The organism is Vibrio sp. MOR3 (assembly GCF_001557775.1).
Lineage (GTDB): Bacteria > Pseudomonadota > Gammaproteobacteria > Enterobacterales > Vibrionaceae > Vibrio > Vibrio jasicida.
On record NZ_LNRD01000002.1, the window covers coordinates 571,369 to 585,047 of the forward strand.

Consider the following 13,679-nt stretch of genomic DNA (forward strand, 5'->3'; position numbering starts at 1 on the left):
TAATGGCATCAAACTGATGTTCATTGGCTCATAAAAAATAAGACAATGATTTAGATAGAAAAATAATTAGTTGTGCTCGTGGGTGTATCTGACAAATTCACCAGAAAACATGCTGAAAACAACAGGCGTCAAGTCCCGCAATCTCGCAACTACGACAGACGAACAGAAGTTTAAAGCTGATAGGAAATGAGCACGTAATTACGCGTGAGGAGGCGACCGAGTACGTGGCAGCTCATAAACATTGAGATGCGCTTCGGTCAGAATTGTATGATGATATTCTGGGGTTTGATTGACGACAGGCAATTCAAAATCGCTGCTGTGAACAGCCGTTTGAATCGCGTCATAGATTTCGCACTGATGTTGAAGATGCGTTTCTGGCTCCATTTCCAAATCGTGCACGATCGACAACGTACTCAAGCCGACAGGCAGCATGAGCAGTGCGAGCATTAACAGCACATTGTTGGTAAAGCGAGAAAAGTAGTTCAAATTCCACATCTCAGTGATGATGATGGGGCGAAATGTAACACCGCATTGCGTGCTAAATCTTTATCTAGATCAAGTTAACACCCTAAGTTTGAAAAATAATGAGAATTAATCTTACTTTCGATACATATTCATCAAACCTAGCCATCTCTCCTCAAACAGGCAAATCCTTATAAAATTTAGTGATAAAAAATCAACCGCGTTCAAATCACCAAAATGTTATGTTATAACAATTTCCACTTTTCATATTGCTTCACACATAGGTAATCGGATGTCCATTTTTGGATCGTTTTCTCTTTCTAGATTACGCCTAACTCTTACTGCTTTCTCACTGCTGTTTTCTTGTTTTGTCCACGCCCACCCTCATTCTTGGGTGACAATGGAAACCAAAATCAATATCAAAGAAGATAAGATTCAATCGCTCTCAATGAACTGGGAGTTTGACGCCATGACCACGGCTTACATGCTGGCGGGAGAGAAGCTCACCGACGAAAATCGAGATGAAGTACTTTCGACACTCTCTAGTCAGGTGGTTTACAACTTGTTATCAAGCCATTACTTCACCTACTTTTATGCCGACGATGAACCGATTCGCTACAAGATGGTGGAAGCAGGGTCTATCGAGATGAATGGTGCAAAAGCAACATTGAAGTTCAATCTTGAACTCGCTAAGCCCACCAGTATCTACACACCTGATCTACGTTTGCTTATTTTTGATCCAAGCTACTTCGTAGATATGAGTTGGGAACATAAGCACGCCATCACCATCAATAAGCCTTACGCTGATCGTTGCCATATCGACGTGGTTGAACCAAACCCAACACCAGAGCAAGTGACTTACGCGATGTCACTCTCTGTTGATGCAGACCCAGATAACGAACTCGGTCAGCTATTTACCCAAAAAGCCCTCTTCACCTGTGATCCGGAGGAGAACTAATGGGAAACTCGCCAGTCTTCAAACGCGCTCTGTTCGCTGTGTTTAGCGTAATGCTATTAGCCATTACTCTGCATATTTGGAATCACTTCCCTGCTTACTGGATGCAGTTGATTCGGCTTCAACGTGACACGGTAAACTCGCTCAGTGAATACCTGATGCTCATCAGCCAAGGGCAACTGTTGTACGGTTGGTACTTGTTGGGGTTTAGCTTTCTGTATGGTTTGTTGCATTCAGTTGCCCCTGGGCACGGTAAAACGGCAGTGACGTCAATGAGCCTTATTCATGGCTACCGTCGTCGACAAGCGCTTGTATTGGTCGCGATTATTGCCGCCCTACAAGCCGCGAGCGCGTGCATTCTTTTCGTGATTACCGCCAAAATTGCAGAGCAGTTTGCTTTCAGCCTTTCCGATAATGTTCGTCTACTGACTCAAGGTTGTGCGGTGTTTATTATCTTATTGGCGTTGAAAGAGTTTGCGTCGGTGGTTAAACGCCGTATCAAGCAAACACCATCTCAAGAAGATGATGATTCCGCAGATTCTAATGGCAATATTTCATGGAAAGCACTACTGCTTATTGGCTTTCGCCCTTGTACTGGCGCGGTGCTGGTTCTGTTTCTCTCTAACATGCTAGGCAGCTTAATGTGGGGTATGGTCGCGACATTCGTGATGGCCTTAGGAACGGCAATGACCAACTCGATATTGGTGTTCAACGCTTTAACGATTCAACGCCAAATGAAAAACCACAGCGCCAAACCCAATGCCAACTTGAGCGATACGCTTAACCTCGTTTTGGCAGTCACCATGGTGGCATCGGGTTTTATTCTCTATAACTTTGCCAGCGTGGCAGGATTGCAGAACTTCGTCAGATAAGTACCAACAGCAAAAAACGCAAAAGCCCCAACACTTGGTTGGGGCTGAATTTATATTGATTTGTATTTCAATACTGCGTGTTACTTGGGCTCTCGCAACAGGTACAGCATCAGCTTCAATGGCGTTTTTGCGATAATGCTGTGAGGCAAATGTGCGTCCATTAGCAACCAAGCGCCAGCTTTTAGTTCCTTCGCCTCTTCTTCTAACGTGAACGTACATTCTCCTTCGAGTATTTGTGCAATCGCTGGTACTGCTGCAGTATGTTCACTCATTTCTTCACCTTCAGCGAACCCGAAGATAACACCTCGCAAACGCTCACTTTTGTACACAGGGCAACTCGTGATACCTGCTTTGGGGATATCCACTTCGCTGGCGAAATCTTCATATAAAGTGTATTCAAACATGATTTAGCTTTCCCTCTTTCTTGCGACAAGCGTTATCGCAGATAGGTTCTTTTCGTGCTTACGGAAAATCTTACGCATGCCTAACACACGCTTTCTCGCTTGCGGTTTAGTCAGTACGTTTTTCACGATTTTTAAGAACCCACTCAAGCCTTCATCGGCGATAACGCGTTTTGGTTCGAGTAAATGCATTGGAGCAACAGCTTCAAATTCAACGACAAAACCATTCTCTTCCATCAGAGCTTTCCACTCTGCGGGTGTGATGGGTTTGGCGGGGTGTTGAATGGTCTCGGAAACTTCTCTTTGAATTGCGCGCTTTTTATCTTCAGCGATAGTATCTGGCGTAATGCATAATTCATGGATACCGTAACGCCCATGAGTAGCGAGGATTCGAGCAGCCTCAGCAATAATTTCGTTTTTACGCGCATCGGATTGCATCGTCAGCATAGCTTCGCCATAAACCACAGAAGCACATTCTGGCTCTAGCCCTGTCTCTTGTGCATTCCCGACATGACAACCTTGGTTTGCACCCTGTAAGTAAGAGCGAACAATCTCCGCTGCCTGGTCATTTTGTTCAATAGCGGTGTAGCTTGCAGGGGATTTTTCCAAGCACAAACGTGCCGTGTAACCCATACCGGGCGCGAATTCGACAACGCGGTCATCACGCGTAATCGCCAACCCTTGTAGCATTTTTTGTGTTAGTTCTTTGCCACCAGGACGCAGCACTTTCTTACCCAGTTGAGCGAGTACCCAGTGTCCCGGTGTTTTTGTCACTTCTCGCCCTTCATTGGGCATCGCTAATCGTTTAGACATAATGACTCCTAAGCAAAGATGGCGACGGGAACAAAAAGAACGACCAGACCGCACAAGGCAACCCATCGAAATACGTGGCTAATACCGTCCATAACTGTTCTCCTTTCTCAGGTTGGATAAGTTGGCATATCAATCAATAATGATTATTATTTGTATCTTATCCCCCAATTCCGAATTTGCTGCTTGATAATTATCAAGCTAAGGAAAACAGCGTGCCCGACTCTATTGTTTCGCTCCTTAACGAAGAAGAAAAAACGCAACTCTTTTCAAAACGCTCGCCTTTGCATTGCGATGCAGGACATCAACTGTTTGAACGTGGGGAACCTGCGGAAAATATGTATTTAATAGAGAGAGGAAAAGTCTCGCTGTTTCGTTTGATGCCAAACGGCGACGAAAAGCTGTTTAGAGTGTTTATGGCGGGAGAAATGATTGCGGAAATGGCGATGTTTATGTCCCCAAGAACCTATCCGATGAGTGCCCGTGTCGATCAGGATACGGAGTTGTCTGTGTTCCACTACCAAGATGTGTTACCGGTGTTTACTCAGTCTCCGCAGACTTCATTAAAAGTCATGAACTACATGACCAATCGCATCCACCAGCTGATGGATACCGTGAACATTTTGACGCAAGTAAACGCGAACCAAAGACTGGTAATGAAGCTGGCTGACTTCTATCGCGCTCAATCGAGAAGCGAAGGGAAAATCACGTTACCCGTGACGAAAAAGCTGCTTGCAACACAGCTAGGGATGACGCCAGAGACGCTTTCTAGAACGTTCAAAAAACTGAAAAACGATGGTTTTATTACTGAGTGCGAAAGTCATATCACGCTGCTAGACATTCCCGCCATGTGCGAAGCGGTGGAGTTAGCGCCAGAAATATTCCAGCGAGATTTAACTTAAACGCTCTAAAACAAAAAAACAGCTCGTAGTGAGCTGTTTTTATTGTTTCTGAAAGCGATATCTAAGTGCAGGTATTACGCCTTCTTCACAAACTGCGCCGTCACCATCATCTCGCCAGCGCCATCAACTTTGCAATCTAGCTGATGATCTTTGCCGTCTTTAATGCGACGAATCACCGCTTTGGTGCCGATCTTAAGTACCAGCGAACTGCCTTTTACTTTTAGGTCTTTCGCTAACGTGACCTTATCACCTTCTTGCAGCAACGTGCCGTTGGCATCTTTCACGTTTACGGCATCTTCGTCTGCCGCCTGAGTTGGGTTCCACTCATAAGCACATTCTGGGCAAACAAGCTGGTCTTGGTCTGGGTAAACGTATTCTGAGTTACAGTTTGGGCAAGGAGGTAGAGACATAAGTAATTACGAGCTAATGAATTTGACGTTATGGTAAAGGGTATTGCTCACCTTATCGAGTAGATTTGTTGAAAAACGCCCTCATAGCTTAGCCTTCCCTCTTTGGAAAGGCATTCAAGATAAGGGCGTGTTTCTGTTTGATTACAGCTCTGTACCGTTGGATGCAATGACACGCTTATACCAATGGAAAGACTTCTTCGGTGTGCGGTTTAGTGTGCCGTTGCCTAGGTTGTCTCTGTCCACATAGATAAAGCCATAGCGCTTACTCATCTCACCCGTTGACGCCGCAACCAAGTCAATACAACCCCAAGGTGTAAAGCCCATCAGCGGAACACCATCGGTAATCGCATCGGCCATGGCTTCTACGTGTTGGCGCAGGTAATCAATGCGGTAATCGTCTTGTACTTCACCATTTTCATCCGGTACATCTTTTGCGCCCAGACCGTTTTCTACTAAGAACAGTGGCTTTTGGTAGCGATCATAAAGGGTATTCATGGTGATGCGCAGACCAAGCGGGTCAATCACCCAACCCCAATCACTAGTAGGTAAATGTGGATTCCTGATCGACTTCACGACGTTGGCTTCACTGGTGTTATTGGCATTCATCTCTGCTGATGCACAACGTGAGGCGTAGTAACTGAATGAGATGAAATCGACTGTGTGTTTCAGCGTCTCGTAATCTTCTTCAAGAATCTCCAGCTTCACGCCTTTTTCATCAAACACTTTCTGCGCGTATGATGGGTAATAGCCACGAGACTGAACATCAATAAAGAATAAGTTCTCACGATCTTTTTGCATCGCAGTGAACACATCTTCCGGCTTGCAGCTGTATGGGTAGAAGTTGCCCCCCGCCAGCATACAACCAACTTGGTTCTCTGGATTGATCTCATGCGCAATCTTAGTCACCAGAGCGCTGGCAACAAGCTCATGGTGCGCGGCTTGATATTTCACTTGGTCGCGGTTTTCCCCCTCTTGGAACAACAAGCCTGCACCTGAGAATGGGCTATGCAGAAGGATGTTGATTTCATTGAACGTCAGCCAGTATTTCACTAGTCCATCAAAAGCTTCAAAACAAGTTCTTGCGTAGCGTTCAAAAAAGCCAATCATCTTTCGGTTTCGCCAAGAGCCATACTCGTTCACTAGATGCATTGGCACATCGAAATGGCACAGCGTTACAAGCGGCTCAATGCCGTACTTGTGGCACTCTTCAAATACGCTGCGATAGAAATCAATGCCGGCTTGGTTTGGCTCTAGTTCATCGCCTTTCGGGAAGATTCGGCTCCATGCGATCGACATGCGAAAGGTCTTGAACCCCATCTCCGCTAGAAGCGCAATATCTTCTTTATAACGGTGATAAAAGTCGATGGCTTGGTGGCTTGGGTAAAACTCTTCTTCGCTCAATTCCACCGAATCGACAAGGCCGAGTTTGATTGGCATTCGGTTGTCACCATAAGGGATCATATCCACGGTCGTGAGTCCTTTGCCTCCTTCTCGGTATCCACCCTCAGATTGGTTTGCTGCGATTGCCCCACCCCATAGGAAGTTTTCTGGAAACACAGATTTAGACATCTTATTTACCTCTTAACATAGAGCCACCGGCAAACGAGGCTCTATCAATTATTCAAATCTTGGTTATGCGGAAGCTGGCTTTGCAGGCTCTAACACCGTTTCTTGTTCTTCGGCTTTTTCTTTATTTGCGACGTCTTTATTCGCGATAGCTTCGCCTTCTTCGTCTTCATCGTTCGGGATGTCTTCAAACCCAAGGATTAAAGTCAGAGCGAAAGAAAGCACAATCGACAGTGCAATCAGACCAAATACCCAAGCGATACTCATCGGGTCGTTCACATCAAAGAACTGCACACTGGTGAACAAGCTAGGTGCTGCCATTGAGTGGCTCGCCAGTCCCGCCATGCCAGCAAGTGCACCAACGATGAAACCAGTGATCATGGTCGCGATAAGTGGTCGTTTCAGACGAACAAGCACGCCGTAAAGTGCAGGCTCTGAGATACCCGCAAAAATTGCAGACGCCCCCGCCGCACTCGCGGTTTGTTTTAGTTCGCGGTTTTTAGTTTTCCATGCAACCGCAAGACAAGCGCCACCCATACCGATGTTGGCACCAATTTCCGATGGCATAACCATGCCTTCACGGCCAGTTTCAGCAATGGTTTGAATGATGGTCGGCGTAAATACGCGGTGCATACCGGTCAGAACCAATAGTGGCCAAAGTGCACCCATGATCGCAACCGACAACCAACCTAGTGTGCTGTGAATGGTGTAAACCAATGCTGAAAGCGCAGTACCAATCCAAATACCTAATGGACCAATCAAAACGATCGCAAGCGGTGCTGCAATCAATACGATCAGCATCGGTTTTAGGAAGTTCTTCGTTACTGCAGGTGTGATGCTATCAACCCAACGTTCGATGTAAGACAGCGCCCAAGTCATCACCAACACAGGAATAACGGTATAAGTGTATTTCACCGAAGTAATTGGAATACTAAAGAAGTCAACGTGCTTGCCATCAGCCGCTTGCGCCATCAACTCCATGAAGTTCGGGTGAATCAACACGCCCGCGATCGCGATGGAGAGTGACATGTTGGTTTTGAATTTAATTGAAGCAGACGCGGCAACCATAACGGGTAGGAAAAAGAACGCACCGTCGCCAATCGCATTAAGGATGATCAGTGTTGAAGAATCATCATCAAGCAAGCCTGTCATCTTAAGAACCATAGCCAGCAGCTTCACCATTGAGCCACCGATGATCGCTGGAATCAGTGGCGACATCGTGCCGACTAATGCATCAAGGATCTTAGCGCCAATCACTTTTGGAGTGAGCTTGACCTTTTTCTCTGGTTCACTCGATTCTGATGAAGAAAGGTTGCACAACGCCATCACTTCTTTGTACGCATAAGAGACGTTATTGCCAATGATGACCTGACATTTGTCACCATTGTGAACCACGCCCATCACGCCTTTGATGCCCTTCAGTGCTTCTGCATCTATCTTACTTTCATCGCTTAATACAAAACGCAATCGCGTCATGCAGTGTGTTAGTGCCACTACGTTTTCTGCACCGCCCAGCTTCTCTAGTACTGAACGAGCAATGATGCCGTAATCTTTCGCCATCTTTCTCACTCCAATTATTATTCATCAACCTGTAGGGAGGTTGTTTTCTTGCTGCGAACCTTCAAATGAGAATCAACGAAATCGAACACAACAACCAAGTTACCGGTAACATGTTACTGGTAACTATCGGTAAATAAACCGCGTATTCGGAGAACAAGTTCAAAGTGGGATAATGGCTGGAATCCACTGCAAGGTGAATGAAACAGCGAAATCTAAACATGATTCACGTTCTCAAAGACGTAAATCTGATCCGCTATTTCATTGATGAAGCTAATGATGTTGCATATGAGCAAGAAACATTTATAAAACGTTAAGTTTGGAACCAAAAAAGCCAGAGTCATGCTCTGGCTTTGCTTTAGTAGAGGTAATTGCTAGCTTTTCGCTTCTTCCAACTTACGTAAGTTAGTCATTTGCTCCATGACTTTGTCGACTGAGAAGCTTGGGATCTCTTGTCGTGGAGGGAACTCTTTAAATGACTTCAACATCTCTGCCACTTTCTGTTGGGCAGGAACCAATAAGAACACATGCTCAAACTGCCATTTCTTATAGCCAAAGCCTTGATCGCCTTTCTCAAGTGGATCGACTTGAAGGTCAAAGATCATTGGTAAACGCAAGTTAGTCAGCTCTTTGGTCCAAACGTCCCAGCCTTCATGTTCTTGGATCTTGAAGTGCATCTTGAATCGTTTATCACGCATAGCAAGCAGCTCACCATCATCAGACCAATAGAAGAACTCATCACGCGCTGATTTGTCTGTTTTACCCGTAATAAAATCAACTTGGTTGTAGCCATCAAGGTGGTTTTTGTAAGTCTGGTCTGCCGAAGAAGACTTATATCCTTTTAGCAAGTCTTGCTTGATGGTGTCATTACCAGCAATGGATAGTAGCGTTGGGAACCAGTCTTCACTCGCGAACATGTCGTTCAGCTTGGTGTTTGCCTGAATATGACCAGGCCAACGAATCATTGCCGGTACTCGGAAGCCCCCTTCCCAACCAGTGTTCTTCTCGCCACGGAATGGGCTAAATGCGGCATCTGGCCACGTCGCATTCATTGGGCCATTATCCGTGGTGTAAATCACAATGGTATTATCCGCAATCTTCAAGTCATCGAGCTTATCAAGCAAATCCCCAACCATGTTGTCGTGCTCAACCATGCCGTCTGCGTATTCGCCAAGCCCTGTTGTGCGGTGCTCTGCTTTCACGTGAGTGCTGATGTGCATGCGCGTTGCGTTATACCATAAGAAGAATGGTTTATCGGCTTTGACCTGACGCTCCATGAAGTTCATCGCGGCATCAAGGGTTTCTTCATCGACCGTTTCCATACGTTTTCGCGTCAGCGGCCCTGTATCTTCGATCTTGCCATCCGCATAAGAGTGAATCACACCACGCGGGCCAAAGTTCTTACGAAACTCAGGATCTTTCGGGTAGTCTGGGTTTTCTGGTTCTTCCTCTGCATTTAGGTGGTACAGGTTCCCCATGAACTCATCAAAACCATGATTGGTTGGCAACATGTCGTCTTTGTCGCCTAAGTGGTTTTTACCAAATTGCCCCGTGGCATAGCCCATGTCTTTTAGCGCTGTTGCCATGGTGATGTCTTGCATTTGCATGCCTTGCGCGGCACCAGGTAGACCAACTTTAGTCAAACCAGTACGAGCTGGCATCTGACCTGTGATAAATGTACTGCGTCCTGCGGTACAAGATTGTTGTGCATAGTAAGTGGTAAATAAAGCGCCCTCTTGAGCAATACGGTCAATGTTTGGCGTCTCGTAACCCAACATACCTTGGTTGTATGCAGAAATATTGCCGTAACCGACATCATCCCCAAAAATAACCAGCATGTTTGGTTTAGAGGCCGCATGGGCTGCAACCGATGATGTGGCGGCCACCATCGCAAGCGTTAGTGTAGATTTATTTATCTTCATAATATTATTTCTATAATGGTTCTTGGTTGAGTGAATTAATTAGTATTTTAAAATGAGGAAAAGCAATCCACTCTCACGATTCACGAACAACATTATTTATATTTGTAATTAGACGATGGATATATTCAATACATCCACCTCTTTAAGAATAGATATTTAACGTTTAGCTACGGCCTCTCAACACGATAGGCTGAGATTCATCCACTTGGCTCTTAGTTACTAAGCCACCAGCACGATCTTCATTTCGTCCTTTTAATTTTATACCAGCGTCAACCACTCGTTCATACTTCACTTGATTGCCTTGCGGCATAGTCATATCGATCGTACCCGTGTATGTGCCTTCTCCAGCAACAGCTGCGTTACCAAAGGAAACTGCGAGACCTAGGATTATCAGCCTTTTCATAACTAACCTCTCTTACTCTATTATTGAAATAGTGTCTTGCTAATAACTTGAGCGACAATGATTACTCAAGCTTCATCGATATAATGATATAGAGAAGTGAATACACACAAGGAAATATCACCTTTCCAAATTGGACAGAAAAATAATAATGTTAAATTTAAAACATCAAGTTATATTAACTATAACTTTTCGTATAGGGCATATAATTAATAAAGAACCAAGATCATATTAGTTATTAATCAAAATTCCAATTTCACCTATTTCAATTAAACACGGAACCAATAATATCCCGAAAACAGATAAGTATTATTCGAGCTACTTAACTAGAATCCTTGTTAACCGGTAGACGGATTTACAAATCATTAGACGTAAAGTTAGCTTTAAAGGTAAATGCATATGGCGTATCGCCGTTTTCACGAAGGTACTGTAGACGGGCTAAAGCCTCCTCTGCTGTTGGGATATGATTATCCTCAATCCACCAAAGCACATAAGTATCTTCTACTAAACGATGGAACCATTCACTCTTACGGCGCATGAAATCACGATGATGGGTTCGAAACATAAAGTTCTTCAGCGCATCCACGTTATCCCACACCGACATATTGACGATCATATTTGGGTCATCGAATAGCTTAATATTGGTGGCATCGCCGGATTCATCTTTTAGGCGCCAAACGAACCCATCACTTTGTTCTGCAATGCCATTCACCAAATCGAGATTCTCAACAAAGTCCTTTATCTCAGGTGCATCGAGTGGGTACTTCGCTAAAGCAATATTCAATTGAGCAAGTTTCATTTCATCCTCCTTTACCCTTATTACTGAGAATTACGACTCGCTCAGTGATTTTAATCCAGCTTTCAAAGGCTCTACCGTTCCTTGGTTCAAATCCAAGATACAAACTGACTCTTTGTCGACCGGCATTGTGTATATACATTGACCAGAATCATCATAAATATGACTCCCTCCCAGCCCTCTCAAATTTGGGTCATTCAAGGCGTGAGGCCAATTGCATTGCACAACGAAAGCACCCGCTTCTTTTGCGATAAGAGATGCTCGTTCGTAGTAGCCCTGTGTTTGCTGATCTTGTAATTGTTGACCGATGTAACTAGGCCAAAGGATCAAACTGGCTTGTTCTTGTACCTCAGATAAAAACCATTCGATGTCATCAACCTCTCGGCACATGACACTCGTTATTGATGATTGCGCCAAGTTAAGCAGTTCACGTCTTTCGCCTATTGCAAAGAACTTGGCCTCACTTTCCGTTAGCCCGACTTTATTCCATTGCGCCACGACGTCACCATTAACATCGATACATAGGTAGCTGTTAAATATACGCTCGCCTTCCGTTAACGGCGCACCAATAAAAAGCGTGGTCTTGTAATCGAAAGCAAGCTCGCATAACGTCTGAATAGCGTGATGAATAGTTTGAGGCTCCGATTCCTGTTTGATGTTGCGATGGAAACCGCTAAGGCTGAGTTCAGGGAAAACCAGAGCATCTAACGCCCTCATATTCTCAACATGAGAAATGATTGTTTTTAGATTTTCTCGGACCCTCCAACCCATCCTCATCTGAACTACACCAATCTTCACTCCTAGCCACCTCCCTGACCTTTCAAATTTATAGGATTGTACGGTTACTCGTCTCACTTCGACGTGCCAACCCTTTCAATTCAAATAACTTTTCAATACCTTTTAACACATTCAAATAAGCAATAAGTTTATGAACAAACGGATTCATTCAAAAGCGTGACATTCAACGGAGATAGAAGCTCTTTAAAAAGAATTCATCACCGAGAACGCTGCTAGTTAGGCTCAAGCAATCATGGACTCGTCATTTCTAAAAAAACAATCTAAACAACTAAAAAAGATTCAAAACGTATGGCACGAGAGATGTCGTATTTTGATTTGTCGTCAAAGAAAGCTGGGAGTACTAGGCTCACTTCTCTTTAGAAAATAAAAAGGAAAAACAAAATGCAATGCCCAAAATGCAATTCTGACTTTGAACAACTTCAAACTCCGCTAGGCGATGTTGAACGCTGCACTGAATGTAAAGGCTTATGGATTGACGCCTACGAAGTGGAAGCGATGAAGCCGTTAGCTGATGTGATTGATTCAGGTGACGAAGAAATCGGAAAAGCCTTCAATGCGATTGATCGTATCGATTGCCCTGTATGCCCAAACAATCAACTGCTTCGATTGGTCGATCCAAAACAGCCACATATCTGGTTTGAAAGCTGTCCTACCTGTAAAGGTCGCTTCTATGACGCCGGTGAATTTAAAGATCTAGCGACACTCGACCTATCTGATTTTTTCAAGAAATTTGGCTTGGTTGAGCGCGTGTAGCTTATTTCTTCTTTCCATAAAAAAGGCGCTGTATTCCCAGCGCCTTGATGATTGATAGCAAACCTATACCGTAGGGATAGAGGCACGCCATGCTTGGTTTTGACTATCAGCGATAGAGCGGAAAAGCTCACGCAGCTCTTTTAGCAAACCTTCTTGGAAGCCAATGTTTTCATCGGCTCTCTGTTTGTCTGCTTGAGCACGAGTTGCTAATACCTCGTCCTCTTTGCTTCGAGCTTGAGCTTTCGTCTGCTCTACATTTGCAGCTGAATTCGCCATTTGGCCAAGTCCCTGCAATACCGCGTTCTTCGATTGGTTTGCGCCCATCATCTTGTCGAACTTGCGGCCACCACTAGACAAAGTATTTGTCGTATCAGTAATGCTATCTTTTGCGAACGCATGAGCACGTCTCACTTGATCTTGTTGAGTTTTCGACAAGTTAGTATTGCCCATTAACTCTTCAACCTGATCAAAGCCTGCTTTCTGCGTCTTCAATACATTGTTGCCCGCGACTTCTGCCTTGATTTCTTTGCCCGCTTTGAAAGAACCCACGGCACCGATAATAGCAGTCACACCAGCCAATACGCCTGATACTACCGCCATCGCGATCATCGCTTTAGCAGAGTTGTTTAACTCTTCCGCTTGGCTCTTGATGCTTGCAACGTTTGCTTCAACGGCAATTTCACGTTGCAGAACCTGTTGCTCACGGCTTAGCTTAGACACTTGGTAAAGCAGAGTAATCAGAGACAGTGATTGCGAAATGGCATCCGATGGTGACTTAACCACTTGCTCACCATTCAGTGCTTTTTCGGTGGTTTGCATTAATAGATTTACGGTTGGAGCCAACGCGCTCATCAGCTTTTCTACCACACGAGCTTGATCGCCAATCGCAGGGGCTTTTGGCCCATCCAATTGGTAGTTCTTCGCACCCGTTACTGCACGATCATTGTTACCACGGACAGCAGCAGCTTCGGCTTTCGTCTCAGACATTTTCTCGGCCTGAGTTGTTTTGCCTAGTTCACCCAAACCGTAAAGGTCAGCGCGTCCAGTATTACTAATTTTATCTAACATGGTTGCT

15 protein-coding genes are annotated in these 13,679 nt (G+C 44.8%); 4 read left to right on the forward strand and 11 right to left on the reverse strand.

From position 1 onward, the window contains the following. Nucleotides 1–198: 198 nt before the first annotated feature. Complete coding sequence (locus ATB76_RS07105) at nucleotides 199–495, reverse strand: DUF2607 family protein (RefSeq protein ID WP_038866925.1); 297 nt, start codon at nucleotides 493–495, stop codon at nucleotides 199–201. A 259-nt stretch (nucleotides 496–754) separates the two neighbouring features. On the opposite strand from ATB76_RS07105, the gene ATB76_RS07110 reads away from it, so the two are divergent. Next, on the forward strand, nucleotides 755–1,420 hold the full coding sequence (locus ATB76_RS07110) for a DUF1007 family protein (protein WP_081094898.1): 666 nt from the start codon (nucleotides 755–757) through the stop codon (nucleotides 1,418–1,420). Beyond that, the gene (locus ATB76_RS07115) at nucleotides 1,420–2,289 is read left to right on the forward strand and encodes a nickel transporter (protein ID WP_061034953.1); all 870 of its coding nucleotides are present in this window, start codon (nucleotides 1,420–1,422) and stop codon (nucleotides 2,287–2,289) included. The genes ATB76_RS07110 and ATB76_RS07115 overlap by 1 nt, the downstream gene beginning before the upstream one ends. A gap of 80 nt (nucleotides 2,290–2,369) precedes the next feature. On the opposite strand, the gene ATB76_RS07120 is transcribed toward ATB76_RS07115, so the two are convergent. Together ATB76_RS07120 and ATB76_RS07125 are read right to left on the reverse strand one after the other, a co-directional pair. After that, nucleotides 2,370–2,693 (reverse strand): cupin domain-containing protein, encoded by a 324-nt coding sequence (locus ATB76_RS07120; RefSeq protein ID WP_061034954.1) that lies wholly within the window; start codon nucleotides 2,691–2,693, stop codon nucleotides 2,370–2,372. 3 nt (nucleotides 2,694–2,696) lie between these two features. Beyond that, entirely contained in the window at nucleotides 2,697–3,503 is an 807-nt protein-coding gene (locus ATB76_RS07125) for a class I SAM-dependent methyltransferase (protein WP_061034955.1), read from the reverse strand. Nucleotides 3,504–3,715: 212 nt separating this feature from the next. Here ATB76_RS07125 and ATB76_RS07130 point away from each other — a divergent pair, with 212 nt between their 5' ends. Next, nucleotides 3,716–4,402: a Crp/Fnr family transcriptional regulator gene (locus ATB76_RS07130; RefSeq protein WP_061034956.1), complete on the forward strand. Its 687-nt coding sequence runs from the start codon at nucleotides 3,716–3,718 to the stop codon at nucleotides 4,400–4,402. 74 nt (nucleotides 4,403–4,476) lie between these two features. Here ATB76_RS07130 and ATB76_RS07135 read toward each other — a convergent pair whose 3' ends face one another. The 7 genes from ATB76_RS07135 to ATB76_RS07165 form a co-directional block, all read right to left on the reverse strand. Beyond that, the gene (locus tag ATB76_RS07135) at nucleotides 4,477–4,812 is read right to left on the reverse strand and encodes a zinc ribbon domain-containing protein YjdM (RefSeq protein WP_020195649.1); all 336 of its coding nucleotides are present in this window, start codon (nucleotides 4,810–4,812) and stop codon (nucleotides 4,477–4,479) included. Nucleotides 4,813–4,953: 141 nt separating this feature from the next. After that, nucleotides 4,954–6,381 (reverse strand): 6-phospho-beta-glucosidase, encoded by a 1,428-nt coding sequence (locus ATB76_RS07140; RefSeq protein ID WP_061034957.1) that lies wholly within the window; start codon nucleotides 6,379–6,381, stop codon nucleotides 4,954–4,956. Nucleotides 6,382–6,444: 63 nt separating this feature from the next. Then, nucleotides 6,445–7,938, reverse strand: a complete 1,494-nt coding sequence (ascF, locus tag ATB76_RS07145) for a PTS cellobiose/arbutin/salicin transporter subunit IIBC (RefSeq protein ID WP_045413890.1) — start codon at nucleotides 7,936–7,938, stop codon at nucleotides 6,445–6,447. Between the two features lie 371 nt (nucleotides 7,939–8,309). Then, nucleotides 8,310–9,857, reverse strand: a complete 1,548-nt coding sequence (locus tag ATB76_RS07150; RefSeq protein ID WP_061034958.1) for an arylsulfatase — start codon at nucleotides 9,855–9,857, stop codon at nucleotides 8,310–8,312. Between the two features lie 163 nt (nucleotides 9,858–10,020). Continuing rightward, complete coding sequence (locus ATB76_RS07155; protein WP_038866903.1) at nucleotides 10,021–10,260, reverse strand: hypothetical protein; 240 nt, start codon at nucleotides 10,258–10,260, stop codon at nucleotides 10,021–10,023. Nucleotides 10,261–10,612: 352 nt separating this feature from the next. After that, nucleotides 10,613–11,056: a DUF3291 domain-containing protein gene (locus ATB76_RS07160; protein ID WP_061034959.1), complete on the reverse strand. Its 444-nt coding sequence runs from the start codon at nucleotides 11,054–11,056 to the stop codon at nucleotides 10,613–10,615. A 30-nt stretch (nucleotides 11,057–11,086) separates the two neighbouring features. Continuing rightward, nucleotides 11,087–11,908, reverse strand: a complete 822-nt coding sequence (locus ATB76_RS07165; RefSeq protein WP_308620017.1) for a carbon-nitrogen hydrolase family protein — start codon at nucleotides 11,906–11,908, stop codon at nucleotides 11,087–11,089. A 324-nt stretch (nucleotides 11,909–12,232) separates the two neighbouring features. Here ATB76_RS07165 and ATB76_RS07170 point away from each other — a divergent pair, with 324 nt between their 5' ends. Next, the gene (locus tag ATB76_RS07170) at nucleotides 12,233–12,604 is read left to right on the forward strand and encodes a zf-TFIIB domain-containing protein (RefSeq protein ID WP_005528920.1); all 372 of its coding nucleotides are present in this window, start codon (nucleotides 12,233–12,235) and stop codon (nucleotides 12,602–12,604) included. A gap of 63 nt (nucleotides 12,605–12,667) precedes the next feature. Here the strand turns inward: ATB76_RS07170 and vopD are convergent, their stop codons facing one another. Next, nucleotides 12,668–13,672 carry a type III secretion system translocon subunit VopD gene (gene vopD, locus ATB76_RS07175; RefSeq protein ID WP_038866898.1) on the reverse strand — a complete coding sequence of 335 codons (1,005 nt, stop codon included), beginning with the start codon at nucleotides 13,670–13,672 and terminating at the stop codon, nucleotides 12,668–12,670. Nucleotides 13,673–13,679: the final 7 nt, after the last annotated feature.